This window comes from Micromonospora sp. NPDC000442, assembly GCF_042898635.1.
Lineage (GTDB): Bacteria > Actinomycetota > Actinomycetes > Mycobacteriales > Micromonosporaceae > Micromonospora.
Window position 1 is genome coordinate 36,545 of record NZ_JBIAYZ010000008.1, and the last position, 25,904, is coordinate 62,448.

27 protein-coding genes are annotated in these 25,904 nt (G+C 71.8%); 13 read left to right on the forward strand and 14 right to left on the reverse strand.

Features of this window, described 5'->3' with window-relative positions; all coding sequences use genetic code 11:
* Positions 1–60 precede the first annotated feature (60 nt).
* Complete coding sequence (locus ACFY2A_RS14845; RefSeq protein ID WP_387171864.1) at positions 61–1,449, reverse strand: hypothetical protein; 1,389 nt, start codon at positions 1,447–1,449, stop codon at positions 61–63.
* A complete protein-coding gene (locus ACFY2A_RS14850; RefSeq protein ID WP_387171866.1) occupies positions 1,446–2,495 on the reverse strand; it encodes an NAD-dependent epimerase/dehydratase family protein in 1,050 nt (349 codons plus the stop codon). The genes ACFY2A_RS14845 and ACFY2A_RS14850 overlap by 4 nt, the downstream gene beginning before the upstream one ends.
* 124 nt (positions 2,496–2,619) lie before the next feature.
* Here ACFY2A_RS14850 and ACFY2A_RS14855 point away from each other — a divergent pair, with 124 nt between their 5' ends.
* The 7 genes from ACFY2A_RS14855 to ACFY2A_RS14885 are packed head-to-tail and all read left to right on the forward strand — an operon-like array spanning position 2,620 to position 7,975.
* Positions 2,620–3,279, forward strand: coding sequence for a glycosyltransferase family 2 protein (locus ACFY2A_RS14855; RefSeq protein ID WP_387171868.1), 660 nt, complete (start codon positions 2,620–2,622; stop codon positions 3,277–3,279).
* Positions 3,276–3,935 carry a TIGR04282 family arsenosugar biosynthesis glycosyltransferase gene (locus ACFY2A_RS14860; RefSeq protein ID WP_387171870.1) on the forward strand — a complete coding sequence of 220 codons (660 nt, stop codon included), beginning with the start codon at positions 3,276–3,278 and terminating at the stop codon, positions 3,933–3,935. Before ACFY2A_RS14855 ends, ACFY2A_RS14860 begins: the two co-directional genes overlap by 4 nt.
* Positions 3,932–4,573: a class I SAM-dependent methyltransferase gene (locus ACFY2A_RS14865; RefSeq protein WP_363924235.1), complete on the forward strand. Its 642-nt coding sequence runs from the start codon at positions 3,932–3,934 to the stop codon at positions 4,571–4,573. The genes ACFY2A_RS14860 and ACFY2A_RS14865 overlap by 4 nt, the downstream gene beginning before the upstream one ends.
* Complete coding sequence (locus tag ACFY2A_RS14870) at positions 4,546–5,784, forward strand: molybdopterin-dependent oxidoreductase (RefSeq protein ID WP_387171872.1); 1,239 nt, start codon at positions 4,546–4,548, stop codon at positions 5,782–5,784. Before ACFY2A_RS14865 ends, ACFY2A_RS14870 begins: the two co-directional genes overlap by 28 nt.
* Positions 5,781–6,227: a hypothetical protein gene (locus ACFY2A_RS14875; protein WP_387171875.1), complete on the forward strand. Its 447-nt coding sequence runs from the start codon at positions 5,781–5,783 to the stop codon at positions 6,225–6,227. The genes ACFY2A_RS14870 and ACFY2A_RS14875 overlap by 4 nt, the downstream gene beginning before the upstream one ends.
* A gap of 24 nt (positions 6,228–6,251) precedes the next feature.
* Complete coding sequence (locus tag ACFY2A_RS14880; protein ID WP_387171877.1) at positions 6,252–6,962, forward strand: response regulator transcription factor; 711 nt, start codon at positions 6,252–6,254, stop codon at positions 6,960–6,962.
* Positions 6,959–7,975 carry a sensor histidine kinase gene (locus tag ACFY2A_RS14885; protein ID WP_387171879.1) on the forward strand — a complete coding sequence of 339 codons (1,017 nt, stop codon included), beginning with the start codon at positions 6,959–6,961 and terminating at the stop codon, positions 7,973–7,975. The genes ACFY2A_RS14880 and ACFY2A_RS14885 overlap by 4 nt, the downstream gene beginning before the upstream one ends.
* A gap of 43 nt (positions 7,976–8,018) precedes the next feature.
* On the opposite strand, the gene ACFY2A_RS14890 is transcribed toward ACFY2A_RS14885, so the two are convergent.
* Positions 8,019–8,231, reverse strand: coding sequence for a DNA-binding protein (locus tag ACFY2A_RS14890; RefSeq protein WP_387171881.1), 213 nt, complete (start codon positions 8,229–8,231; stop codon positions 8,019–8,021).
* A 45-nt stretch (positions 8,232–8,276) separates the two neighbouring features.
* Positions 8,277–9,260, reverse strand: a complete 984-nt coding sequence (locus ACFY2A_RS14895; protein WP_387171883.1) for a sigma-70 family RNA polymerase sigma factor — start codon at positions 9,258–9,260, stop codon at positions 8,277–8,279.
* Positions 9,261–9,377: 117 nt separating this feature from the next.
* On the opposite strand from ACFY2A_RS14895, the gene ACFY2A_RS14900 reads away from it, so the two are divergent.
* Positions 9,378–10,001 (forward strand): maleylpyruvate isomerase family mycothiol-dependent enzyme, encoded by a 624-nt coding sequence (locus ACFY2A_RS14900; protein WP_387171885.1) that lies wholly within the window; start codon positions 9,378–9,380, stop codon positions 9,999–10,001.
* A 42-nt stretch (positions 10,002–10,043) separates the two neighbouring features.
* On the opposite strand, the gene ACFY2A_RS14905 is transcribed toward ACFY2A_RS14900, so the two are convergent.
* From ACFY2A_RS14905 to coaD, 3 genes are all read right to left on the reverse strand, one after another.
* A complete protein-coding gene (locus ACFY2A_RS14905; RefSeq protein ID WP_387171887.1) occupies positions 10,044–10,640 on the reverse strand; it encodes a GNAT family N-acetyltransferase in 597 nt (198 codons plus the stop codon).
* Between the two features lie 140 nt (positions 10,641–10,780).
* Positions 10,781–11,779 (reverse strand): RNA polymerase subunit sigma-70, encoded by a 999-nt coding sequence (locus ACFY2A_RS14910; protein ID WP_363924244.1) that lies wholly within the window; start codon positions 11,777–11,779, stop codon positions 10,781–10,783.
* Between the two features lie 87 nt (positions 11,780–11,866).
* Complete coding sequence (gene coaD, locus ACFY2A_RS14915; protein ID WP_363924245.1) at positions 11,867–12,370, reverse strand: pantetheine-phosphate adenylyltransferase; 504 nt, start codon at positions 12,368–12,370, stop codon at positions 11,867–11,869.
* A 119-nt stretch (positions 12,371–12,489) separates the two neighbouring features.
* Between coaD and ACFY2A_RS14920 the strand changes: the two genes are divergently transcribed.
* Positions 12,490–13,044, forward strand: coding sequence for a hypothetical protein (locus ACFY2A_RS14920; protein ID WP_387171890.1), 555 nt, complete (start codon positions 12,490–12,492; stop codon positions 13,042–13,044).
* 45 nt (positions 13,045–13,089) lie between these two features.
* Here ACFY2A_RS14920 and ACFY2A_RS14925 read toward each other — a convergent pair whose 3' ends face one another.
* Both ACFY2A_RS14925 and ACFY2A_RS14930 read right to left on the reverse strand, forming a co-directional pair.
* The gene (locus tag ACFY2A_RS14925; protein ID WP_387172281.1) at positions 13,090–13,731 is read right to left on the reverse strand and encodes a GNAT family N-acetyltransferase; all 642 of its coding nucleotides are present in this window, start codon (positions 13,729–13,731) and stop codon (positions 13,090–13,092) included.
* A 126-nt stretch (positions 13,732–13,857) separates the two neighbouring features.
* Positions 13,858–15,465, reverse strand: a complete 1,608-nt coding sequence (locus ACFY2A_RS14930; RefSeq protein ID WP_387171892.1) for a DHA2 family efflux MFS transporter permease subunit — start codon at positions 15,463–15,465, stop codon at positions 13,858–13,860.
* Positions 15,466–15,677: 212 nt separating this feature from the next.
* Between ACFY2A_RS14930 and ACFY2A_RS14935 the strand changes: the two genes are divergently transcribed.
* Entirely contained in the window at positions 15,678–16,259 is a 582-nt protein-coding gene (locus ACFY2A_RS14935; protein ID WP_387171895.1) for a helix-turn-helix domain-containing protein, read from the forward strand.
* A gap of 130 nt (positions 16,260–16,389) precedes the next feature.
* Positions 16,390–17,265, forward strand: a complete 876-nt coding sequence (locus ACFY2A_RS14940) for a class I SAM-dependent methyltransferase (RefSeq protein WP_387171897.1) — start codon at positions 16,390–16,392, stop codon at positions 17,263–17,265.
* Positions 17,266–17,351: 86 nt separating this feature from the next.
* Here ACFY2A_RS14940 and ACFY2A_RS14945 read toward each other — a convergent pair whose 3' ends face one another.
* Positions 17,352–17,498 (reverse strand): hypothetical protein, encoded by a 147-nt coding sequence (locus tag ACFY2A_RS14945; protein WP_363924251.1) that lies wholly within the window; start codon positions 17,496–17,498, stop codon positions 17,352–17,354.
* Between the two features lie 283 nt (positions 17,499–17,781).
* On the opposite strand from ACFY2A_RS14945, the gene ACFY2A_RS14950 reads away from it, so the two are divergent.
* Both ACFY2A_RS14950 and ACFY2A_RS14955 read left to right on the forward strand, forming a co-directional pair.
* Positions 17,782–19,020, forward strand: a complete 1,239-nt coding sequence (locus tag ACFY2A_RS14950; RefSeq protein ID WP_387172283.1) for a serine hydrolase domain-containing protein — start codon at positions 17,782–17,784, stop codon at positions 19,018–19,020.
* Between the two features lie 183 nt (positions 19,021–19,203).
* Positions 19,204–20,400: an NAD(P)/FAD-dependent oxidoreductase gene (locus ACFY2A_RS14955; RefSeq protein ID WP_387171899.1), complete on the forward strand. Its 1,197-nt coding sequence runs from the start codon at positions 19,204–19,206 to the stop codon at positions 20,398–20,400.
* A gap of 33 nt (positions 20,401–20,433) precedes the next feature.
* On the opposite strand, the gene ACFY2A_RS14960 is transcribed toward ACFY2A_RS14955, so the two are convergent.
* From ACFY2A_RS14960 to ACFY2A_RS14975, 4 genes are read right to left on the reverse strand one after another with little or no spacing between them, the layout of a single operon-like run.
* Positions 20,434–20,994 (reverse strand): GNAT family N-acetyltransferase, encoded by a 561-nt coding sequence (locus ACFY2A_RS14960; RefSeq protein ID WP_387171902.1) that lies wholly within the window; start codon positions 20,992–20,994, stop codon positions 20,434–20,436.
* Between the two features lie 11 nt (positions 20,995–21,005).
* Positions 21,006–23,393 (reverse strand): ATP-binding cassette domain-containing protein, encoded by a 2,388-nt coding sequence (locus tag ACFY2A_RS14965; RefSeq protein WP_387171904.1) that lies wholly within the window; start codon positions 23,391–23,393, stop codon positions 21,006–21,008.
* On the reverse strand, positions 23,390–24,334 hold the full coding sequence (locus ACFY2A_RS14970; protein WP_387171906.1) for an ABC transporter permease: 945 nt from the start codon (positions 24,332–24,334) through the stop codon (positions 23,390–23,392). The genes ACFY2A_RS14965 and ACFY2A_RS14970 overlap by 4 nt, the downstream gene beginning before the upstream one ends.
* Complete coding sequence (locus tag ACFY2A_RS14975) at positions 24,331–25,896, reverse strand: ABC transporter substrate-binding protein (RefSeq protein ID WP_387171908.1); 1,566 nt, start codon at positions 25,894–25,896, stop codon at positions 24,331–24,333. Before ACFY2A_RS14975 ends, ACFY2A_RS14970 begins: the two co-directional genes overlap by 4 nt.
* Positions 25,897–25,904: the final 8 nt, after the last annotated feature.

The window sequence follows — 25,904 nt, forward strand, 5'->3', positions numbered from 1 at the left end:
CAGGTATGTCACTGTTTGGTAAGAACTTCCGCCACCTGGCGCCGGCGACCGCCGCCGGGCCTACCACGACGTCAGGAGCAGATGGTTGATCGCGAGGGCCACCGCTGCCTGCGCCGCGAGCCAGGTGCGGCGGCCGGTGGCAGGGATCAGAGCGGCACCGGCCATCAGCCACCCGGTGAAGGGCAGCCAGATGCGTTCGACCTCGGCCTTGCTGTAGCCGGACAGGTCCGCGGCGACGATCGCCGCCGCCGCCGCGACGGGCAGCAACCAGCAGGCGTACCCGAGGGTGTCGTGCTGCGGACGCAGCAGACCATCCACCGGCCGCAGCGACGAGGCCGCCTGCCATCCGGCGACTGCTGCACGGCGGAGGATGACGGCGGCCGCCGGGCCGGCGGCGACGACCAGGATCGCGAGATTGGCCCAGACCCAGTAGCCGTACGCTCGCCGGCTGGCGATGCCCTGGTAGTAGCGCTCGATGACCAGGTGATAGCCGGTCAGCCAGTCGAAGCCGGCGACCGTGAACGCGCCCGCGACCAGTGCCACGCCGGCGAGCGCCCACCACGCGGTGGACCGGTGCCGGCGCCCCAGGAGCACGACCGCCACCGCGATCGGGACCATCAGCACCAGTCCGTAGGAGAGGTAACAGCCGAAACCCAGCAGCGCGCCACCGACGAGCGCGCCGACGGCACTCCCTCGGGTGACGCCGTACGCCAGCAACGCGACGCCGGTGGCGGTCACCCCGGCGAACAGACCGTCGGCGGAGACTCCGGACCAGACCGCCCCCGGGAACAACGCCGCGAACGGCAGCACGGCCCGCGCCGCGTCGGCGGTGCCGAGCAGCCGCACGGTGTGCGGCACGGCGACGGCGGTGAGCGCTGCCGTCAGGACGCACAGCGCCCCCGCCCAGCCGCCACCGCTCAACCCGACCCGGTCCAGCCAGACGAACACCAGCAGCGCTGCGGGCGGGTGGCCGGACACGTGGGTGGTCCAGGAATCCGGTTGGAAATCGAGGATCCGGGTGGTGAAGACGCCCAGCATGGCGGGGATGTCGGTGACGCCGGGAACCTCGTGCAGGTACTCGTGGTCGGTGGTCAGCCGGCCGGCGATGCCGCGCTGCCAGCCGTCGACCAGTGCCAGCGACAGCGTCCAGGCCACCGCGGTGGCGTAGGACAGGACGAGCAGCCGCCGCCAGGGCAGCCGGGCCACCAGCGCGGGTCCGCGCCAGCAGACCAGCACGGCCACCGCCAACGCCAGCGGGGTGCCGGGGCCGACGTGCGGCTGCCAGTGCGCGTACAGCGGCGCCGCACTGGCGTGCACCGGACGTCCCAGCAGGTGGAGCAGGCCGCCGATACCGGCGGCGGCGGCGAACAGCCCGACGGCGACCAGGACGGCGATCAGGTCGGCCCGGGCGGTGGTACGCCGCAGTCGGGCGCGCAGCGCCGTACTCATCCGCGCAGTGGTGCGTGGGCGAACTGCCGGACTCCGTCGGCGAGGCGGACCGCCGCGCGGAATCCGAGTTCGGCCTGGGCACGGGCCGGTGAGGCGACCACGTGGCGCACGTCGCCGAGCCGGAACTCGCCGGTCACCACCGGCGTGGGCCCGCCGGCGGCCCGGGCGAGTTCGGCGGCCATCTCCCCGATGCTGGCCGGGTGGCCGGAGGCGACGTTGTAGGCCCGCCAGCCGGTGCGGCTACCGGTGGCTGTCACCGCCGCGAGGTTGGCCGCCGCCACGTCGTCGACGTGGACGAAGTCGCGTCGCTGGCGGCCGTCCTCGAACACGCGCGGGGCCCGTCCCGCGGCCAGCGCGGACCGGAAGATCGCGGCGACGCCGCTGTACGGCGTGTCGCGCGGCATGCCGGGGCCGTACACGTTGTGGTACCGCAACGCCACCGCGGTGCCACCGGTCTGCCGGCACCAGGCCGCCGTGAGGTGTTCCTGGGCGACCTTGGTGGCGGCGTACCCGCTGCGCGGGTCCAGTGGTGCCTCCTCGTCGATGAGTCCCGGCTCCAGGGTCGCGCCGCAGGCGGAGCAGGCGGGCTCGAATCGCCGGGCCGCCAGGTCGGTGGCAGCGCGTGGGGCTGGGCGTACCGCACCGTGCCGGGCGCAGGTGTAGGCACCCTCGCCGTAGACGACCATCGAGCTGGCCAGCACGAACCGTTGAATGCCCGCACGGGCCATCTCGGCGAGCAGTACGGCGGTGCCGAGATCGTTGCAGCCGACGTACTCGGGCAGGTCGTCCAGGTCCACGCCGAGCCCGACCATGGCCGCCTGGTGCACGACCACGTCGACGCCGGGCAGGGCGGCGGCGACGGCGGCCTGGTCGCGCAGGTCGACCCGGCGCAGCGGGGCGCCGGCCACGGCGTCCGGCAGCGGCGCGCGGTGCGCTCCCGGATGGCCGGCGTCCATGACGGACACCTGATGACCGGCACGGTGCAGCGCGGTGACGACATGGGTCCCGATGAAACCGGCTCCGCCGGTGACGAGTACGTGGGTCACGGCGACGACGCTAGAACCAGCTGGGCGCCGGAGGCGGCCGTGACGGGCAGCCGTCAGCGTCTCGTAAGACTTCATCATCGGCTGGTAATACCTGGCCCGCTCGATCCTGATTAGCGTCCGCGACATGACCGATGTGGTTCTTCCCTGCCGTAACGAGGCACCGGCACTGCCCGGCCTGCTGGCCCGGATACCGGCCGGCTACCGGCCGATCGTGGTGGACAACGGCTCGACCGACGACTCGGCCGAGGTGGCTCGCGCCCACGGCGCGGAGGTGATCAGCGTGGCCGACCCCGGCTACGGTGCCGCCGTGCACGCCGGTGTCGTGGCGGCCGACCCCGTCGACGGGGTGGTGTGCGTGATGGACGCCGACGGCTCCTTCGACCCGGCGCAACTGCCCCGACTGGCCGCGTGCGTACACACCGGTCAGGCGCAGTTGGCCACCGGCCGACGCCGCCCCGTCGGACGGGGAGTGTGGCCGCTGCACGCCCGGGCCGCCAACGCCGTCCTCGCCCACCGCCTGCGCCGCACGACCGGTCTGAACGTTCACGACATCGGCCCGATGCGGGCGGTACGCCGCGACGACCTGCTGGCACTGGGGCTGCGCGACCGGCGGTTCGGCTACCCGTTGGAGCTGCTGATCGAGGCGGGCCGGGCCGGTTGGCGGGTAGTCGAGATCGACGTCGACTACCACCCGAGGGCAGCCGGCACCCGCTCGAAGGTGACCGGCACCCTGCTCGGCACCGCCCGTGCCGTACGCGACATGAGCGCGGTGCTGGCCCGGTGACGGCCCCCCAGGTTCTGGTGCTGGCCAAGGCACCGACACCCGGACGGGTCAAGACGCGGCTCTGCCCACCCTGCACCCCCGAGCAGGCCGCCCGGGTCGCCGCCGCCGCGCTGGCCGACACCCTCGACACCGTCACCACCGCCACGGCCGGTTCCCGGGTTCTCGTCCTCGACGGCGACCACCCTGCCCCGCCGGGTTGGGCGACGCTTCCCCAGCGCGGCGAGGCCCTCGGCGACCGCCTCGCCAACGCGTTCGCGGATGCCCGGACACCCGGCACACCCGCCGTGCTGATCGGCATGGACACCCCGCAGCTCCGGGTCGGGCACCTCGACACGGCCCGGGAACTGCTCGCCACGGCGGGCGGCCCGGACGCGGTGCTCGGCCCGGCCGCCGATGGCGGATGGTGGACGTTGGGCCTGCGCGATCCCGGCCACGCCACCGTGCTGCGCACCATCGCAACCTCCACGGCGACCACCGGCCGGCGTACCTTGACCGCGTTGCGTCGTCGCGGCCTGCGGGTACGCCTGCTGCCCTGTTTGTCCGACGTGGACACCGCAGCCGACGCCCACGCCGTGGCCACGTTGTGCCCGCCGGGCAGCCGGTTCGCCCGCGCCGTCGCCGCCGAGGTGCCGCATCCCGCACCGGTCGCCCGGTGAACGCCGTCGCGGTCTTCGACACCGCGATCGACCGGGCCGCGGCCGGCATCCCGGCCGCGTTCACGGCCCGGCACCCCAGCGGCGGTGTTCACCGATTCGACCCGGCCGCCTGGTGCCGTGACGTGATCGCCGGCGACGATGCGCTGATCGGGTGCTGCACCGGCCACACCCTCGACGTCGGCTGCGGCCCCGGCCGGCTCACCGGCGCCCTCATCGACGCCGGCCGGCCGGCCCTCGGCATCGACGTCAGCGCCAGCGCGGTTCGGCTGGCCCGCCGTCGTGGCGCGCCCGCCCTGCAACGCGACGTCTTCGGTCCGGTGCCCGGTGCCGGCCGCTGGCGGCACCTGCTGCTGGCCGACGGCAACATCGGCATCGGCGGTGACCCGCACCGGCTGCTTCGCCGTTGCCGTCAACTGCTGGCCGCCGACGGGCACCTCCATGCGGAGCTGGCACCGGCGGGCACGCCGGCCTGGTCCGGAACCGCGACGGTGCAGACCCCGGACGGGGCCGACCGTGCGCTGCCCTGGGCCTGCGTACCCCTCGACGGCCTTCCCGGGCTGGCCGACGCCACCGCGATGCGCGTGCTCGACACCTGGACGGAGGCGGGTCGGTGGTTCGCCACCCTGACACCCCGGTGACCGGCCGCGCGACGATGCTGCGGCGCCTCGCCCGGTGGTGCCTGGCACCGTTGCCGGCGCCGCCGATGGCGCTGCGGCGCGGACCGCTGCGCCCCGGGGTGTTCCGGTCCCGGCTACGGTCGACCCGGCTGACCGGCCAGCTCGGCGTCGCCCTCGGCGTGATGTTCGGCATCTGCTTCGTCACCGGTCTGCTCAGTCATCTGATCCAGCACCCGCCGGGCTGGTTCTGGTGGCCGGCCCGCCCGGTCGGGCTCTACCGGTTCACGCAGGGCCTGCACGTGGCGACCGGGCTCGCCTCGATTCCGCTGCTCGGCGCCAAGCTGTGGTCGGTGTACCCGCGCCTGTTCAGTTGGCCGCCGGTCCGCTCGATCGCCCACGCGGCCGAACGTGCAGGCACCGGCGTGCTTGTCGCCGCAGCACTGTTCCTGCTGGTCAGCGGCGTGCTCAACGTCTCCCGCTGGTACCCGGCGATGCCGTTCTTCTTCACCGCCGGGCACTACTGGGTGGCCTGGCTGGCGGTCGGCGGGCTCCTGGTGCACATCGGCGTACAGCTACCGGCGGTCCGCGCCGCGCTCGCCCGCCCCACCGACGAGCCACGGCAGGACGGGCTGAACCGGCGTGCCCTGCTCGGCGGCGTCGCCGCCGCATCCGGGCTGATCACCCTGACCACGGTCGGGCAGACGATCCGACCGTTGAGCGGTCTCGCGGTGCTCGCCCCACGCCACCCCGGTACGGGACCACAGGGCCTTCCGGTGAACCGGACCGCGGACGGTGCCGCAGTGCGCGCCGCAGCCCTGGATCCGGCGTACCGGCTGTGGGTCGTCGGACCGGGCCGCCGCGTCAGCCTGGACCTCGCCGCCCTCAACGGGCTTCCGCAGTACACCGCGGAGCTGCCGATCGCCTGCGTGGAGGGCTGGAGTGCCACCGCGACGTGGACCGGTGTGCGGTTACGCGACCTGGTCGCGCTGGTGGGTGCCGATCCCCGACGCTCGTCGGCCCTGGTCGAGTCACTCCAGACGGGCGGCCGATACCGGGCCTGCACGGTGCCGCCGGAACACCTGCGCGATCCGCTGACCCTGGTCGCGCTGCGGTTGGGCGGCGAGCCCCTGCACCTCGACCACGGCTATCCGGCGCGGCTGATCGCACCCAACCGGCCCGGCGTGCTGCAAACCAAGTGGATCAGCCGGATCACCGTACCGGGGACACGATGAGGACCCGGACCGGGTTGGTCGTCGGTGGTTGCCTGCTCATGGCGTACGCCGTCGTCGGCGCTCTCACCGACGCCGACCTGGCGCCGGGCGGGGTGCTGCTCTTCCTGGCCGCGGTGCTGGTGGGCCACGACGTGGTCTGGATGGCGGCGGTCCTGACCGTCGGTGCCGCGCTGACCCGCGTTCCGCCACGCTGCCGGCCGGCGGTCCGCACTGCCGCGATCACCGCCGCAGCGGTCACCGTGGTGGGACTGCCCCTCGCCCTGGGGTTCGGTCGCTCCGCCGACAACGCCTCGGTGCTGCCGTTGCCGTACGGTCGCAACCTGGTCGCCGTCCTGCTCGTCGTCGCCGGCACGACGCTGCTGGCCTGCGTGGTGCCGGTCCGGCGGCGCAAGGCGGCAGCAGACCGTAAGGAATCCGAAAGACCCGCCGAGGGTCGTCCGTGATCCCCGGTCGATAGCGTGGTGCGGATGGGACACCGGGTGTTAGTGGTCGACGACGACCCGACGGTCAGTGACGTCGTCCGACGTTACCTGGAGCAGGCCGGCTGCGAGGTCCAGCTGGCCGCCGACGGCGCCGACGGCCTCGCCGCGATCGCCGCCCAGCGCCCCGACCTCGTGGTGCTCGACCTGATGATGCCCGGGATCGACGGCCTTGAGGTCTGCCGCCGGATCCGGCGGCAGTTGCCCGACCTGCCGGTGGTCATGCTCACCGCGCTCGGTGAGGAGGCCGACCGGGTCCTCGGGCTCGAGGTCGGCGCCGACGACTATGTCACCAAGCCCTTCTCCCCTCGCGAACTCGTGCTGCGGATCCGCTCCGTGCTGCGCCGCACCGCCGCGCAGACCGCCCACCCCAGCGTCTCGGCGAAGCTGACCGACGCGGCGCTGACCGTGGACACCGCCCGCCGCGTCGCGACCATGGGTGGCGCACCGTTGTCGCTGACCGCCCGGGAGATCGATCTGCTGATCTTCTTCATGCGCCATCCGGGGCGGGCGTGGTCGCGCAGCGACCTGCTGGACAAGGTCTGGGGATGGCAGTTCGGTGACCAGTCGACGGTCACCGTCCACGTCCGCCGGCTGCGCGAAAAGATCGAGAACGACCCGGCCGACCCGCAACGCATCCGCACCGTCTGGGGCGTCGGATACCGGTACGACCCACTCGATGAGGAAGCCGGCCAGTGACCGACACGCTGCTCATCGGGCTGTACGCCCTCGCCGCCGGAGGTGTCGTCGGTCTGGCCGGCGCCGCGGCGCTGCGGCTGCTGCGCGGCCGATCGATTCTCGTGCACATCCTGGTGCTGCTCACGGTCACCGTCCTCGCCGTGGTCGCCGGCGTCGCCACGGTCGCGCAGGCGATGTTCCTGTCCGCGCACGACCTGTGGGTCGTTCTCGTCACGGTCAGCGCTTCCGCGGTGATCAGCCTCGCCGTCGGCGCCGTTTTCGGCAGCCGGCTGGCCGCTGCCGCGGTCTGGGCCCGGGCAGCCCGGGAGCGCGAACGGCGGCTGGAGGCCGGCCGCCGCGAACTCGTCGCGTGGGTGTCACACGACCTGCGTACCCCGCTGGCCGGGTTGCGGGCCATGGCCGAGGCCCTGGAGGACCGCATCATCCACGACCCGGCCATCGTCGACGAGTACCACCGGCGTATCCGGGTGGAGACCGACCGGATGGCCCAGCTCGTCGACGACCTGTTCGAGCTGTCTCGGATCAACGCCGGCGCGCTGCGGCTCATGCCCACCACCGTGCCGTTACGCGACGTGGTGTCCGACGCGATCGCCGGCGTCGCGCCACTGGCCGCCCGCCGCCGGATCCACCTGGTGGCCGCGGACAGTGGCTGGCCCAGCGTGCGGGCCGGCGAACGCGAACTCGCCCGGATCGTCAGCAACCTGCTGATCAACTCCGTCCGGTACACCCCGGAGGACGGCAGCGTGCACATCGCCGCCGGCCACGAGATTGACAACGTGTGGTTGGCCGTCTCCGACACCTGCGGCGGCATCCCCGGCGAAGACCTGGACCGGGTCTTCGACGTCGCGTTCCGCGGTGAACGCGCCCGCACACCCGGAGCGGCCGATTCAGGCGGTGGCGGCGGACTCGGCCTGGCCATCGTGCGCGGCCTCGTCGAAGCGCACGGCGGCCGGGTTAACGTACGCAACACCGACCGCGGCTGCCGGTTCGAGGTACGCCTGCCCGCCACCTGACGTGGGCCGGCGCGAAGATCCAGCCGGCGGTGAGCCACTACCGTCAGTCGGCGAAGGTGAGATCACGTTCGGTCAGTGCCGCCGCCAGGATGCCGATCGCCTTCGGCCCGACGCCGTGCAGGGCGAGCAGATCGCGGCGGCTGTGGTCGGCCACCTGATCGAGGGTCGTGATGCCGGCTTCGAGTAGGGCGCTGTTTGCCGGTCGGCCGATCGGCGGCAGGTCACCGATCTGCGCCGGCACATGGCGGGTACTCATGCGATCACGATAGTCCGGCCGTCCGCCGATCGAGGGTCCTCGGCGTCACCACCCAGCCGGTTGCCCGGGCTGCGGGAGCCCGAACAGCGGCACCAGCCGGTCGGCGTCGAGGTACGTGACGATGTTGGTGACCAGGTCGTCGACGACATCGAGCAGTACGAGGGCGAACGGCCGGTGGTCTCCGGCCGGGTCGGGGCGCGTCTGCCAGAACGCCGGTGATCCGTTCGCCTGCACCGGCCACAGCCGGGCCCCCGCGCAGGACGCCTGCGGGTCCAGCAACGCCAGGCGGATCTCGTCCCGGCCACGGAGCCACCACGCGAAGGGCGGCATCGACATGGTGGCGTCCTGGTGCAGCAGCGACACCAGCGTGTGAATGTCATGGCGTTCGAACGCGGTGCAGTAGCGGTCGAGCAGGTCCCGGTGGGCCGGGTCGGCCGGTCGCCACGGATCGCTGGGCGCGGGGTTGTTCGCCCGCAGCGTCGCCCGCGCCCGTTGCAGCGAACTGTTCACCGCGGCCACCGTGGTCTCAAGTAGCTGCGCCACCTCCCCTGCCGGCCAGCACAACACGTCCCGCAGGATCAGGACGGCGCGTTGCCGGGGCGGCAGGTGTTGGAGCACGGCGACGAACGCCAGCCGGATGGTCTCGCGTTGAACGGCCAGTTCCTCCGGGCTGTCGGCCGCCGGTAGGGCACGGCCATCCGGAATCGGATGAATCCACCGCCGATCCGCCACCGGCGGGCCGAGGACGGTGCCGGCGTGGGCAGCCGGGCCCAGGTCCATGGCCAGAACCCGGCGCTGCGCGCTGCGGAGCATGTCCAGGCAGACGTTCGTCGCGATGCGGTACAGCCAGGTGCGCAGCGATGCTCTTCGCTGATCGTAACGGCCGTAGGACCGCCACGCCCGCACCAGCGTCTCCTGCACCGCGTCCTCGGCCTCGAAACCGGAGCCGAGCATCCGGTAGCAGTAGCCGGTGAGCTCCGCCCGGAACCGCTCCAGCTCGGCACCCTCGTCGGTCGACGTCTCGAACATCCCCCGACCCTACGCATCGGGGAAGACAACGACGGACCGATGAATTCGCCGCGTCTCCTCCGTATGTCATGCAGCACGTCCCTGGTGAAGACCGACAGCGACGATGAAGGGCTGACAGTGACTGAAGAAGACATCCGGGCGGCGGTGACCGCGGAGCGGAGCGAGCAGGCGGACCTGCTCGCCACCCTGCGACCGGACCAGTGGGACACCCCGACCCTGTGCGCCGGCTGGCGGGTCCGCGAGGTCGTTGCCCACACCACGATGCCGTTCCGGACCTCGCTCGGCCGGACGCTCGTGGAGTTGGCCAAGGCAGGCGGCCGATTCAACCGGATGGCCGACCGGTGCGCACGGCGCGACGCGGCTCGCATGACCAGCGCGCAACTCCTGGCGGCGCTCCGTGACAACGTCGCGCATCCCTGGAAACCGCCGGGTGGCGGTGCGCTCGGAGCCCTGTCCCACGACGTCATCCACGGGCTCGACATCACCGTCGGCCTCGGGTTGGGCCGGCGGATTCCGCCCGACCGCATGGCCATGGTCCTCGCCGGGCTGGCGCCCAGGAACGTCGCGTTCTTCGGCACGGACCTCACCGGGGTGACGCTGCGGGCAACCGACCTCGACTGGTCTTACGGCAGCGGGACGCCGGTGCGCGGGCTGGCCCAGGATCTCCTGCTCGTGATCTGCGGGCGCCGCCTCCCACCAGGCCATCTGGCGGGCGAGGCCGCCAGCCGTTTCACGCGGTGACCAGCCGGCCGGGCCGAGCGTCGGCAGGTCGGCCCGGCCGGGTCACCGACTGCGCACTGGTCGAGGTACGCCCGCCCCGCCGGATCTCGTCCCCTGGTGCCACGTCTCGGCGAGCAGGGCGTACGTGTAGCCGTCCACCCAGCCCAGCTCGGCGTGCCAGGAGTCGCCGACACCGTGCTGCTCGCGACGCATGCCGATCTTCTCGAGGATCCGCACGGAGGCCAGGTTGTCCGCGAAGCAGCCAGCGGTGATCCGTCGCACGCCCAGCCGGTCGAACGCGTACGCCACCATCGCGCTGACCGCCTCGGTCGCGTAACCCTGGCCGCCGTACGCCGGGTCGAAGATGTAGCCGAGCTCGGCCTCGGTCCGCGTCGGCATACCGGGTTGCCCCATGCCGTCGACCACGTCGAGCGAAACGGTCCCGATCACCACGCCGTCGCGGACCACCGCCCTGCTGTGGTCGTCGGGGTCCTTTGCCGCGCGCTGCCACGCCGCCCGGAAGGAGGCAGGGTCGACCTCGGTGCGCAGCAGCCAGCGGGTGACCTCCGGCCGGTTGCGGTATTCCAGGATGCGGTCGATGTCCTCGTCACGCACGGGACGGAGCTCAAGACGTTCGCTGTGTAGGTTCGCGCTGGCCACGAGTGGCACGTTAGCGACGTGCACCACCGCGACACCTCCGAATTATCGACCTCGCCGGCGTCGCACCGGTCGGGCCACCCGGGTGGAGCAGGGTGCATGGGATGGATACACACCCCTGCCGTGGACTGCCCTCACCGGGGCTACGCGGTGCCGTCGGCCGGCAGGCGGTCCGGTAGCCCGAGCCGCGGGAACTGGTCGTCGTGGAACGTGACGATCTCGGTGATCGCTCCGCCGGTGACCCGCAGCACGTCGATCGTCAGCGGCAGGTACGCGCCCTCCCGCTTCCGCCAGTGGTAGAAGGCGACGGCGGGCTGCCGGTTCACGCAGGTCTGAACGGCACGCAGGCCGGTCATGCCGACGAAGCCGCTGCCGACCCAGTCGCTCACCACCGCGTCACGGCCCACGTGCAGGCCCGGAGTGGGCGGCATCGAGCAGCGGACGTCGTCGCGCAGCAGCCCGGCGAGCCGGTCGATGTCCGTGGCCACGCTGGCGTCGGTGTAGCGGCGCACCAGCTCCCGGGTTCCGGCGTCCTCCCCACCGCCGGTCCAGTCCTGCCGCTCGGCGGGCAGGTGCTCCCGCATGCCCGCGCGGGCCCGCTGCAACGCGCTGTTGACGGAGTTGACCGAGTCGCCGAGCAGCTCCGCGACGTGCTTCGCCGGCCAGCCGAGGACGTCCCGAAGGATCAGCACCGCCCGCGGGCGCGGCGCCAGGTGCTGGACCGCGACGAGGTAGGCCAGCTCGATCGTCTCCCGCGCGACAGCGACCACCTCCGGCTCGTCCGCGACGCCCGCGGCCAGCTCGTCGAGCAGCCGGTCCGGGTAGGGCTGCAACCACCGCACCTCGCCGCCGGTCGCCGGCTCCGGACGGCACTTGGCGAGCAGGTCCAGGCAGGCGTTGGTGGCGATCCGGTACAGCCAGGCCCGGAACGACGACCGCCCCGCAAAGGTCTCCCGCCGCCGCCAGGCCCGCAGGAACGTCTCCTGCACGGTGTCCTCCGCATCCTCGAACGATCCGAGCATCCGGTAACAATGCACGTGCAGCTCCCGGCGGTGCCGCTGCGCCAGCCCCGAGAACGCCGATTCGTCGATCTCATCCAGACCGCCCACACCCAGCTCCTTCGGCCGCGCGTCCACACCCATCGCGTCATCCTTCCGTCTCGCCGTGTTCCGTCGTAGGTATGACGGATGAGGGCGCGAGAACTCATCACCAGGGCCGGTCGGCGCGGGTCAGCCTCCCAGCGTGCGTACCGCCGTCGACGACAGCCTGGTCAGTTCGGGCCGCGCGGGCAGAAACACCGTGGGGACACCAAGCGACTGGTTCATCGCGGCGAGTCGGTACTCGGCCTGGAGGTCGGTGGTGTTGCGTACGCCTCGGACGATCACTGCCACCTGATGGCCACGACAGTAGTCGGAGGTCAAACCGCTCCAGGCCACCACCGTGACGGAGGTCCACTCGACCGGCAGGACAGCCCGGACAGCGGCGGCTCGCTCCTCCTCGTCGACGCCCGGATGCTTGTCGCTGTTGACGGCGACCAGCACGACCACTTCGTCGAAGAGGTCACGTGCGCGGCGTACCACATTCAGATGCCCGGCAGTGAAGGGATCGAAGCTGCCGGGGTAGACGGCGCGTACGGGACCGGCGGTGTATGCCCTCGTCCCTGGCCCTGCCGATGGTGCAGGTGTCACGACCGCGACCGAGGGAACCGGAGCCGCGTTCCTGTCGGTGCTCATGGCCCGACTGTAGGCTGCCCGATCCGCTGGTCCCCATGGGCGGGACGGGCTTGACGCACCAACCTCCGTGAAGCATGGTCGATTGACCGTCTCGAATGCCTTTGCTACGGGGAGAACTGATGAAGGCCCTCGTCACCACCGCCCTCGCTGCCGCTCTGCTCCTCCTGAGCACGGGCAGCGCGCCCGCCGTCCAGCCGGCAGCCGACCCGGCCTGCACCGGGCAGATCCACCCCAACCCGGGGTTCGAGCGTGGCACCACCGGCTGGGAGGCCGGCCCCCGCATCGTCGTGCTCGGCGACACGATCCGGCCCGCGCGCACCGGCCGCGCGTACGCCACCTTCGCCGGGTTGGACGTGAGCCGTTCCGACCTGCTGCGCACCACCGTCGCGGTGCCGGCCAACTGTGACCTGACGGTCCGCTTCTGGGTCCGCACCATCACCACCGAAACCAGCCGCAGCGATTACCTGAACGTCGGGCTGGTGGCCACCGGCATCCCCCCGAAGACCCGGTTCTCCCTGGCCTTCGACGGAGGAGCAGAGTGGCGGCAGTACAGCATGTCGACCGGGACCGCGGCGACCGAGCGCACCGCGACGGTCAGCTTCTTCGCCAGCGAGTCGGCCGGCAACGGCGTCACTGCCTTCGACGTCGACAACGTGACCTTCAGGTTGAGCTGACCAGCGAGGGCATCCTCCCCGACCCGCACCGCCGGCTCGGTGCCCCTACGTGTCGAGCAGGAGCGCTTCGGCTCCCACCGGTCGGAAGCCGGCCGCCTGGAAAGCGCGTACGCTGCTTGCGTTGCCGGCGGCCTGCTGCGCCCAGACGGGCTGGCCGTCGGGCACCAGATGCCGGGCGGCGGTCGCCAGTGCCCGCCCGAGGCCCCGGCTCCGATGCCCTTCGTCGACCTCGATCGCCGTTTCCCAGCGACCTGCCACACCACGGCCGAGGATGACGATTCCGCCGTCGGCCGCCCAGACGCGCAGGTCGTCACGACGCCTACCTGCCCTCGTCCGACGTGGATGATCCGCGTTCACCACTTCTGTCAGCTCCAGTGGCGGCTCACCGGCGAGCGGGCCCGCCACTGTCAAGAGGTCGATCGTGTCCATGGAGCGCCGGGTGCGGTCGAGCAGCGCGCGCAGAAAGGCCGGATTCATCGCGACCGCCAGGGGGTCGCAGTCGAGGGAGGCCAGGATCCGGCGTACCCACACCGGGTCCTCGTCGGTGAAGACCACGGAGTGGGCGGTGAAGGCGACCACTCCGGCGTCGCGACTGCTTGGCTGTGGCACCACGGTGATGCCGCCGTCCGGTGCCGGGAAATGCCCCTGAGCTGCCGCATCCAGGATGTCGGCCAACTCGGTGCCCATGATGATCCTCTCCCGGCTCCGGCGGTTTCCCCCGATCAGTTCCACCAGTTTCCCGAGCATGCCAGCTCGACGGTCACCGTGGTGTCCTCGAACTCACCATCATCATGTGCACGTGCTGTCGGATGGTCACCGCGCGACGGTCCCGGTGGCTTCGATCACCTCGGCCGGTAGGGCGGGGCGGCGCTGAGGACCGCTGGCCAAGATGATGAGGAACATGCCAGCCATGACGACGGCGCCAACCACCATTGCCTGCCGCCACCCGTCCACGAAGGCCTGCTGTGCAGCGTGGATCACCTGCGGACTGTGGGAGCTCGATTCCCCGGCTGCGTCCAGAGCGTTGGCGATGCCTTCACGAGCGGTACTGGCGGTGTCTGCGGGAATGCCGTGCAGCTTGTCGCCGATCGAACTGCGGTAGCCGGCCGACAGTAGCGCGCCGAGCATGGCGACTCCGAGCGCGGTGCCGAACTCACGGGTGATGTCGTTGAGTGCGGAGGCGACACCCTGCTTCGCAACGGGCAGGGAGCTGGTGATCGCCTCGGTGGAGGGAGCCATCGAGAAGCCCATGCCAACGCCCATGGCGAGCATGCCGGGCAGGACGGAGAGGTAGCCGCCGTCCACGGAGACGACCAGGGCCATCAGTGTCAGACCGACTCCACCCAGCGCGACACCGAGGGCCACGGTGGATCGGGAGCCGATGCGGGCGGCCAACCGGGGGGCCAGAGCGGACGTCATCATCATCAGTACCGCCATGGGCATCATCGCGAGGGTCGACAGCAGTCCCGACCAGCCGAGCACGGCCTGGAAGAACGGAAAGAGGACCACGGCGATGCCTGCCTGGACGCCGAAGACGACCAGGAGCGTGAGCGAACCGCCAGCCAGGCCCCGCTCGCGGAACAGGCGGACGTCCAGCAGCGAGGCGTCGCGACGCCGCAATTCCCAGGTCACGAACGCGATCAGTGCGGCGAGGCCGACGAGGAGACTGATCACCGTGACGGGGTCGCCCCAGCCGCGTTCCGGTGCCTCGTGCAGCACGTAGATGAGCCCGACCACGGCCACGCTGGAGGTGAGCGCGCCGACGAGGTCGAAGGAGTGGCCGGAGTACTCGCGGGAGTTGGGCACCGACCTCACCGCCATGGCCAGGGCCACGATGATCAGGGCCACCGGCAGGACGAACAGCCAGCGCCAGGAGGCCACGTCGACGAGCAGGGCGGAGAGAAACATGCCGAGGATGCCGCCGCCACCGGCGATGCCCGTCCACACACCGATCGCCTTGCCGCGTTCGTGTTCGGGGAACGTGGAGGTGATCACCGCCAGGGTGATCGGCATGATCATCGCAGCGCTGACACCACTGAGCACACGCGCCGCGAGCATGATCTCGGCGTTCGGGGCGAGGCCCGCCGCGACGCTCGCGGCACCGAATATGACCAGCCCGACGATCAGCATCGGCTTGCGGCCCAACCGGTCGCCCAAGGCGCCGAGCGGGAGCAGCAGCGCGGCCAGGGTGAGGGTGTAGCTGTTGATGATCCACAGGACGGTGGTCTGTCCGGCGCCGAAGTCGACTGCGAGATGGGTCTGGGCCACGTTCAGGCCCGAGACGGAGGCGATGACGGCCATCAAGGCGCCGGAGACCGCGATCAGGATCATGCGGAGCTGACTGGCACTTGGCGCGCTTCCGCTGACCACAGCGCCGCCCCGCGCCGCGGTGGTCGGCGGTGCCGGCTGGTACGTACTCATGGATTCCTCTCAGACAAGGGTGTGCGGTATCGGTCGGCGGACCGAGGGCGGGCTCCGACCGGTGCCCCGGCCGGGGCGCACTGACCGGAGCGGTCACGGAGGTACCGCGCGGGAGATGCACGAGGTCTTTCCATCGGCAACGGCCCGCCTGGTCCGGGCCCGGTACGCACGACGCTAACCACGCACTGCACCAGAGGCATATAGTCTTGCTTATGACGCAAGATGATGGTGATCTGGACAGCCTCGTACGCAAACGGATCCGCGCTCTGCGGGTCGCACAGGGCTGGTCCCTGGAAGAACTGGCCACCCGGGCCCGGCTCAGTCAGTCCTCGCTCAGCCGCATCGAGAACGGCCAGCGCCGCCTCGCGCTGGACCAGCTCGTCACGCTCGCACGCGCCCTCGACACCACCCTGGACCAGCTCGTGGAGACCGCCTCCGACGACATCGTCACCAGTCCGATGATCGACGGCGCCCGCGGGTCGATGCGCTGGCCCATCAAGGCCGACCCGGGCATGTCCGTCGTCCGCCAGCGGATGACGGAGCCGCCACCGGACAATCCGGCCCGCATGCGCGCCCACCCGGGGCGTGAATGGCTCGTGGTCCTCTCCGGCACGGCGGTCCTGATGCTCGGCCACCGTCGCTTCCGTCTCGAGACCAACCAGGCCGCCGAGTTCCCCACCATGCTGCCGCACGCCATCGGCGCCGACGGCCGCCCGTGCGAGATCCTGGGCATCTTCGACCGCGACGCCCGACGTGGACACCAGCAGCACGAGAGCGAGAACCTGCGACGGTGACGGCTCGGTGCACCACCGCAGCCGCAGCGCGACGGGCGTTTCTTGCGTGTCAGGCAGCCCCGTCACCCATCGTCTTGCGTAATCGGGAAGCGACCACGCCGCGTCCGCATGACCGTCCTAACGTCGCGGTATGACACACGCAGCCCACCGTGAATGCCACGATGCCGGACAGGCCGAGATCCTCGACCTGGAGGCGGACGTCCTCGCGGCGCACCTCACCGAGATCGCAGCCTGGCTACCTCTCGACACCGCCCCGCGCCAGATCGTGGATCTGGGCAGCGGCCCCGGAGCGGGAACCTTCGCCCTTCTCGACCGTTTCCCCGAGGCGCAGGTGACCGCGGTCGACTCCTCGGCCGGTCACCTCCAGCGTCTGCGGGACAAGGCGTACGGCCGAGGTCAGACGAAGCGGGTGCGGACCGTTCAGGCCAACCTCGACGAGCCCGACTGGCCCGCGCTCGGCACCCCGGACCTGGTGTGGGCCTCCGCTTCGATGCACCACATAGCCCGCCCCGGACAGGTCCTGCGCGCGGTCCACGACCTGTTGCCCGAGGGCGGCCTGTTCGCCGTCGTGGAACTGTCCGGCTTCCCGCGATTCCTCCCCGAGAACGCCCCGGATGACCGACCCGGTCTGGAGGAGCGCTGCCACGCCGCCGGCGACCGCGTCCACGCCGAGCACCTCCCCCACCGCGGTGCCGACTGGGGGCCGATGCTCACCGCCGCCGGATTCACTGTCGAAGGTGAGCGTCGACTGACCGTGCACATCAAGGGCTCGGACGACGCGCGGGTCGGCGGCTACGCCCAGGCCAGCCTCCAGCGCATCCGCCACGCCGTCGCCGACGCCCTCGCCCCCGAGGACCTCGCCGCACTCGACCGACTGCTGGACACCGACAGCCAGCACAGCATCCTGCGCCGCAGCGATTTCGCCGTTCGAACCGAGCGCACCGTCTGGGCCGCACGCCGACCGATACCGTCGAGTCGCTCCGCGACCACGCCACCCGCTGCGTGAATCAGGGGCGGCGACAACGGTAGGAGCCCTGCCAGCCGGAGGGCGAACGGTGGCAGGGCTCCTCATCCGAGCAGGTGAGCTCATTCCTAACCGGTGATCACCGGCCAGGCGTAGGCCAGCAGGGCGCACGCCGCGCCGAGCAGCGCGAGCGAGACACCCCGGGTGCGGAGGGGCAACGCGGCGAGCACGAGCAGGATGACCGCGACGACATAGAGGAACGCCTGCACCGACATGGCTTGTCTCCTTCGGGGGTTGGCTGACGGGCGGATCGCTCCCTACCCCCGTCGTCCCGGCTGCCAAACCCCTGCCTGCCTGGGCACAACGCCGGCAGGACGCAGCGCCCCGACCATTGCCCTCACGCCGAGGAGTCGTACCCGACGGCCGAGCCGTGCGTCGATCGGTTGACGCTCGTTCGTCCCGCAGCGGGAGCCGGATCTCCCGCCTGAGCAGGATGCGGCCAGGGGCGGGCCCGGCGAACATGTCACTATGTCACGTACATTTCGGACACTGAAGATCGTGGCGTCCAGCGTCGCGCTGGTGACCACGATCGCCGTCGTACCCGCCTCCGCCACAGCGCAGCCGAGCCCGTCCGCCCGACCGGCCGCCGGCGGACCGGATCGCGCCGAGTTGCGCACCGCACTCGCCGCGGTGCCCGCAGCCGGCGTCCCAGGGGTGCTGGTCGCCGTGCGCGATGGCCGGCACGACTGGCGTGACGCCGCAGGCCAGGCGTTCCTGACCAGACCTCGACCGATGCAGCCACAGATGCGGCACCGGATCGGCAGCGTCACCAAGACGTTCGTCGCCACCACCGTGCTCCAGTTCGTCGACGAGGGCCGGCTGAGCCTCGACGACCCGATCGGGCGGTGGCTGCCCGACGTCGTGCCGGGTGACCTCGGCACCCAGGTCACCGTCCGGATGCTGCTCAACCACACCAGCGGCATCGGCAACTACACCAACGCGATGATCGACTCGTACGCGGCAATCAACCGGATGCAGGTCGACACGTACGCTCCGGCGGACCTCGTGGCCACGGGCCTGGCCATGCCGCCGACCAACGCCCCCGGTGCCCAGTTCAACTACTCGAACACCAACTACATCCTGGCCGGCCTGCTGATCGAAAAAATCACCGGCAAGGACGCGGCGGCCGAGGTGCAGCGGCGCATCCTGCGGCCGCTGAGGCTCACCGGGACATCGTTCCCCGGCACCGACCCGCGGATCCGTGGCCCGCACAGTGGCGCCTACTTCGCCCCGCTCGGCGTACGCGACCTCAGCGAGTTCAACATGAGCTGGGCGTGGACGGCGGGCGAGATGATCGCCACCACGGCAGACCTGAACACCTTCTTCCGGGCGCTGCTCGGCGGTGACCTGATCAGCCCGGCCAGCCTCGATGAGATGCTCACCGGGGTACCGATCCTGCCCGAGCAGCCCGAAGCCGGCGGCTACGGGCTCGGCATCTACTCGCTGCCCACGCCGTGCGGCGAGTTCTGGGGCCATGACGGCGCGGTCCTCGGTCACCTGACGTTCTCCATGCACAGCCGGGACGGCGCTCGCCAGGTGTCGTCCGGGATCAACATCAGCCACTACCAGCTCGGCCTACCCGACCTGCACCCGATCGACGTCGCCTGGAACACGTTGCTGCGAACCGCGATATGCCCGACCGACGAGGCGAGCAGCCGTGCGGCAGCGGCCGTTCCGCCGTTGCCCAGCGTGACCCGGATGCCGGGCAACGACGACGCGACGGTGGCGGTGCCCTGACGCGAGTCTGCTCCTTGGTGATCCCCTGACGGCCTGTTCATCCCGTCAGGGGATCACGCCGTTGCAGCGACGCCGCGGACCAGTCAGGACGGCAGCGGGACCTGACGTGACGTGAGCCACGACTGTCACACGCCGGGTGCTGTCGGTGTCTTGGGGTCGAACCGTCCGCGAAGGGAGTCAGACATGGCAGGCAACACCAGGGTGGTAGTGGTCGGCGGCGGATTCGCCGGCGTGATGGCGGCCAATCGCCTGTTGCAGCGCGACGACGTCACCGTGACCGTGGTGAATCCGCGGCCGGACTTCGTCATCCGGCTCCGGCTGCACCACGTGGTCGCCGGTGTCCACGAGGCGGTCGTGCCCTACCGGCAGGTGCTGGCCGAGAAGGTGCGGCTGGTCCAGGACACCGTCACGGCAATCGACGCGGCGCAGCGCAGCGTGACGCTGCGGGGCAGCGGCACACTCGGCTACGACTACCTCGTCTACGCGGCGGGCAGCGCGAGCGCCGAACCACGCGTTCCCGGCGCGGCCGAGTTCGCCTACCCGATGGCCACCCTCGAGGCAGCACAGCGGCTGCGCTCGATCCTCGACGACCGGCCGGCGGCGACCCCGGTGACGGTCGTCGGCGCCGGGCCGACCGGTATCGAAACCGCCGCCGAGCTGGCCGAGCGGGGACACCGGGTCAGTCTGGTCTGCGGGGACACGCTCGGCGCGTACCTGCACCCACGGGCCCGACGCGCCGCCACCAGGTCGCTCACCAGGATCGGCGTGGCCGTCCTGGCCGGTCCCGGCACCACCGTCACCGAGGTCATGCGGGACGCGGTGCGGCTCGGTGACGGTCGTACGCTGCCGAGCGCGATCACCATCTGGACCGCGGGCTTCGGGGTGCCGGATCTGGCCACGCGCAGCGGCTTGCGGACCGACGCCATCGGGCGCCTGATCACCGACGAGACGCTGACCAGCGCCGACGACGAACGCATCGTCGCGGCCGGGGACTCGGCGGCGCCATCCGGCGTGCCGTACCGGATGAGCGCGTACACGGCGAGTTGCCTCGGCGCGCACGCCGCGGACACGGTGCTGCGGCGCATCGCGGGCACCGCCCCCGAGCCGGCGAGCGTCTTCTTCGGCGCCATGTGTGTCGGCCTGGGCACCCATGCCGGCATCTACCAACTTGCCGGCAGGGACGACACCGCGAACAGGATGTTCGTCGGTGGCCGCTTCGGCGCGAGACTCAAGGCTCTGACCTACCGGTTCGCCGTTGGTCACCTCACCAACGAGGCCCGCAAGCCCGGATCGCACCGGTGGCTCGGCAACAACAAGCGTCGGCAACTGCTCCAGGCGGAGGCGGCCCCGGTACGGGCTGCCGCTGACCACTCGGCGTAGCGCCACGTGGTCTGCCCGGTCGCACGATGGCGGCTAACGGGGGCGGCCGGGCAGCGCGATCTCGAAGTGGACGGTCTGATAGGTGTCGTCGCGGCCGTCACGCGGGTCGTGGATCGGCGTGGCCACGCTCCGCCAGAACGGTTCGGCGCCGTCGACGCGCGGGTCCGTGTGCAGGTAGAGCGCCTGGTAGCGGGTTTGCCGGGCGACGAAGTCGACGGCGAGGCCGACGAGTGCCCGGGCGAGGCCACTGCGTCGGTGTTCGGGCCGGACGTAGACCCGGAACAGCTGCGCGGTGGTCTCGTCCGGGTAGCGCTGGGCGAGGAAGCGCGGGTGGGGTGGGCATGTGGGCCCGCCGGCGCGCACCGCAGTGGTGCCGACGACCTCGTCGCCCTTGGTCGCGACGAACAGGGCGTGGTGCTCGGGCGTGAGGTAGGTGCCGCCGAGGTCGATGACGTCCCGGTGCCAGTCGGGCCGGTAGCCGTAGCCGAAGTCGCGGTAGAAGGTGTCGAGCATGACGCTGCGCGCCCCGTCGAGGTGCCGTAGGTCGGCCGTCTGGACGTCGTACGGGCCGACGTGGGATCGGTACTGCTGCATGGTTCCTCCGGTCATGGGTTCGACGGCGCCGCGGCGGTCGTCGGGTCGCTGTGCAGAAGCGCGCGGGTCAGCGGGTGGTGTGCGTGGTGGAGCAGGGCGTCGGCCGGGCCGCTGTCGACGACGGTTCCGTCGTCGAGAACGACGATGTGGTCGGCGAGGTGAGCCACGACGTCGCGGTCGTGGCTGATCATGACGACGGTCAGCTGGAGGGTGCGTCGCAGCTCGTCGAGGAGCATGAGGATGCCGTGCCGGGTGACGCTGTCGAGCCCGGCCGTCGTCTCGTCGCAGATGAGGACGCGGGGGTCGCTGGCGAGAGCACGGGCGAGCGCCGCGCGGTGCAGTTCGCCGCCGGAGAGCCGGTCCGGACGCCGGGTCACGGTGTGTTCGGCGAGACCCACCCGTTCGAGCAGGTGCCGGGCGGCGTCGCGGGCCTGGTCCGGCGGGGCGTCCCGCAGGCGTCGCGCGGGCCCGGCGATCTGGTCGAGGACCGGCCGGTAGGGGTCGAAGCTGGCGCGGGCGTCCTGGAACACGTACTGGATGGCGCCGAGTTCGGCTGGACGACGTCGGTCGAGGTACGTGGCGAGGCGGTTCTCGGCGAGGATCACCTGGCCGGTGTGTGCGGGGTGCAGGCCGGCGATGCAGCGGGCGAGGGTGGTCTTGCCGCTTCCGGACCGGCCGACCACGGCCAGGCACTGTCCGGCGGGGACGACCAGGTTGACGTCGTGGAGCACGTCGCGGTGCCGACCGCCGTCGCGGTGGGCGGCGCTCAGGCCGGTGACACGTAGTAGCGGCAGCTGCTCGCGGACCGCCGCCGGTGGCCGGGCCGGTGGCGTGGCGAGCAGCCGGAGAGTGTGCCGGTGGTGTGGTACGGCGAGCACCTCGGCGGCCGGGCCGGATTCGACGCCGGCGCCTCGGTGCAGCACGAGGATCTGGTCGGCGACGGCTCGTACCAGGTGCAGGTCGTGGCTGAGCAGAATGACGGCGATGCCGTCGCGGGCGAGTGTCGTCAGTTCCCGGGCGACGTCCCTGCGGGTCAGCGCGTCCTGGCCGGTGGTGGGTTCGTCGGCGATGAGCAGGACGGCGTGGGCCAGCAGGGCGTGGGCGATGACGAGACGTTGTTGCTGACCGCCGGAGAGCTGGTGCGGGAAGCGGCGCAGGAACCGGCGGTCGGTCGGCAGGCTGACGCGTTCGAGGGTGGCCGTCACCGTGCGTCGGCGGACGCTGCGGCTGTCGCCGGGTGCCTGGTGCCGGGCGATCTCGTGGAGCACGGCACCGATGCGGCGTACGGGGTTGAGGGCGGCACCGGGTTGCTGGGGTACGTAGCCGACGGTGCCGGGCGTGGGCGGGCTGGTGGTCGTGACGGGCCGGCCGGCCAGGGTGATGGTGCCGGTGAGGGTGACGCCGGGGGCGGCCTCGCCGAGCAGGGCCCGGGCGGTGGTGGTCTTGCCGCTGCCGGATCCGCCGATGACGGCGAGGATGTCGCCGGCTCGCAGGGTGAAGGAGACGCCGTCGACCAACGTCCGGTCGACGGTCGTGGCCGCCAGCTCCCGCACCTGGAGAAGGGAGTTGTCCACGTGCGGACGGCTACCGGTCGTGGCTGGTACGGGCGGTGGTGGGCTGGGGGTGGCGGGGGTGACCAGCATCCGGTCGGTGACCAGGTTGAAACCGACGGCCAGGCAGATGATCAGCGCGGCCGGCACGGCGACGGCCCAGGGTTGCAGGAACAGACCGGTGCGATTGCGGTCCACCATGACGGCCCAGTCCGCGGCGTCGGGTGCCACGCCGATGCCCAGGAAGCTGGCGGTGGCCACCAGGTAGATGGCGCCGATGAACCGGACGCCGGCGTCGGCCAGCAGGATCCGGCGGATGCCGGTGCCGACGTAGCCGGGGCCGCGCCGCCACCAGGTCTCGCGGTACAGGCGCATCGCCTCCATGGCCGGTCCGTGGGCCAGCGGCAGTGCGGCGGCGCGGGTGATCCGGGCGATCTCCGGCAGCCCGATCAGCGCGACGATCCCGACGAGGGTGAGGGGCCCGGGCGGCGCGGTGGCGGCCAGCAGGATCAGCAGCAACAGCGACGGCACGGCAAGCGTCAGGTCGAGGGGGCGCATGAGCAGCTCGTCGACCCACCGGCGGCGGGTGGACGCGGCCAGCAGGCCGACCGGCACGCCGACGAGGTACGCCAGCAGCGTCGCGCAGACGGCGACCCCGACGACGGACCGGCCGCCGAGCAGGACCTGCTGCCACACGTCGCGGCCGACGAAGTCGGTGCCCAGCACACCGTCGCCGGAGAACGGGAACGTGCGGTCGTCCGGCTCGCCGGCCAGCGGTGGGCCGAACACGGCCAGCGCGAGCGGCACCGCGAGCAGCACCGCCCCGGTCAGGGTACGCAGCCGCCTCATCGCACGGCCCCGATCCGGGGTGCGAGGCGGAACGCCACCAGGTCGGCGGCCAGGTTCACCACCACGGTGGTCACGGCCACGAGGACGCACAGCGCCTGCACGGTGGGGATGTCGCGGGTGGACACGGCGTCGACGAGGGCGGTGCCGAGGCCGGGGATGACGAACACCGCCTCGACGACGATGACGCCGCCGAGCAGCCAGTCGGTGGTGCGGGCGAGTTGCTGCACCACCGGCGCCAACGCGCCGGGCAGGGCGTGGCGCAACCAGAGGCGGCTGCCGGTGATGCCGAGCCGTCGGGCGTGGCGCACGTGCTCGCCGCGCAGGGCGTCGAGCATGCCGGCGCGGGTGAGTCGGCTGATGGTGCAGATCGGTCGGGCGAGCAGCACGAGCAGCGGCAGCACGAGCACGGACGGCCGGGCGAGCAGGTCGGCGCCGAACGCGGTGGGCGGTAGCCAGCCGAGTTGGACCCCGAAGACGGCGATGAGCAGGATCGCCAGGGCGAACTCGGGCACCGCGTACAGCGCGACCGACACCGCGGACACGACCCGGTCCAGTCGCCCGCCTTCCCGGCGGGCCGCCAGCATGCCCAGCGCGGTGGCGAGCGGTACCAACGCGAGGAGGGTCACCGCCGCCAACAGCAGCGTGGCGCCCGCGCTGTCGGCGAGGCGCTCGACGATGGGCCGCTGCGAGATCAGCGAGACGCCGAGGTCGCCGCGGATCAGGTCGGTCAGCCAGTCGAGGTAGCGCTGCCAGGCCGGTCGGTCGAGGTCCAGGTGCGCCCGGATCGCGGCGATGCGGGCCGGATCGGGATGGTCGCCGGCGATCACCACGGCGGCGTCACCGGGCAGCGCCTCGGTGAGCACGAACACGATGGTGGTGATCCCGGCGACCTGCCCGAGGCCGAGCAGCAACCGCCCGGCGGCGTAGCGGGGCAGACTCACCCCAGCCAGACCTTGTCGAAGCGGGCCCAGTCGAGGGTGTTGGCCGGGGCGTCGGCGGACACCCCACCGACGCCGGGCGCGGTGGCGACGAGGAAGTCCGCGAAGCCCCAGATCAGGAATCCGCCCTCGGCGTGCAGGCTGCGCTGCATGTCGCCGTACGCCTGCCGGCGGGTTGCTTCGTCGGCGCTGGAGATGGCCTTGGCGTAGAGGGCGTCGAACTCGGGGCGGGCCCATCGGGTGGCGTTGGTGGTGGAGTTGGTCAGCAGCCGCTGTGAGATGTGCGTTTCGATGGGCATGGCACCGGAGCGGTACGAGGCCAGCACACCGGCGTTGAGGATGTCCTTCCAGTAGGTGTCCTTGTTGCCCATCGCGGTTTCGATGACGAGCCCGGCCTGCTTGGCCTGGTCGGCGAAGACGCTGGCGGCCTCGACGAAACCGCTGGCCACCGCCGCGGTGTCGAGGGTGATGCGCAACCCCTTGGCGCCGGCCTTGTCGATGAGGAACCGCGCCCGGTCGAGGTCGCGGGTGCGCTGGGCGATGTCGTCGGCGTAGTACTGGTAGCCCTTGCCGAACAGGTCGTTGCCGACCTGCCCGGAACCGGCGAGGACGGTGTCGACCAGTTGTTGGCGGTCGGTGAGCAGGAACATGGCCTCACGCAGGTCGCGGTTGTCGAACGGCGGCCGGTCGACCTTCATGGCGAACGACTGCATGGTGCTGTTCGGCATCCGGGTGACGGTCATCCGGCCGCTGCCGGCGTGGGTACGCGCGGTGGTGGGGGTGACGTCGTGCGCGTACTCCACCTGGCCGGCGAGCAGGGCGTTGACCCGGGCCGACTCCTCGTTGCTGATCAGGTACTCCAGCTCGTCGAGATGCGCGGCGCCCTCCCAGTAGCCGTCGTACCGCTTGAGCAGCAGCGACCGGCCGGGCTGCCAGGAGTCGAAGGTGAACGGCCCGGAACCGACGGGCCGCTCGAAGCTGTCGGTGCCCTCGGGGACGATGTACGCGCCGAACGCGGCCAGGGCGTTGGGGAACTCGGCGAACGGCCGCTTGAGGGCCAGTTCCAGGGTGCGGTCGTCGACGGCGCGGCTGTTGGGCAGGTCGATCAGGTCGAGGCTGGCCTTGGCGCGGAACGCCTTCTCCGGGTCGAGGATCCTGGCGTAGCTGTAGAGCACGTCGGCGGACCGCACCGGCCTGCCGTCGTGGAACGTGGCCTGGCGCAGGGTGATCCGCCAGCGGGTGAGGTCGCCGCTGGGCTCCCAGCGTTCGGCGAGGCGGGGCCGGATGGAGACGTCCGGGCCGTAGTCGGCGAGCTTGTCGAACATCGCCTTGGCGCGCGACGCCTCGTTGAACAGGTTCGCCAGGTGCGGGTCCAGCGTCTCGTTGACCCCGCCGCCGGCGAACGCCGCCCGCAGCCGACCCCCGCGCCGGGGCTGCCCGGCCGAGGTGCTGGCCGCGTCGTTACCCGGCCCGCAGCCGGTCAGCAGGGCGGCGGAGACGGCGGCGGCACCGCCGAGCAGGCCGCGGCGAGACAGTCTCGGCACGGTGACGGGCGGGTGAATCATGATGGGTC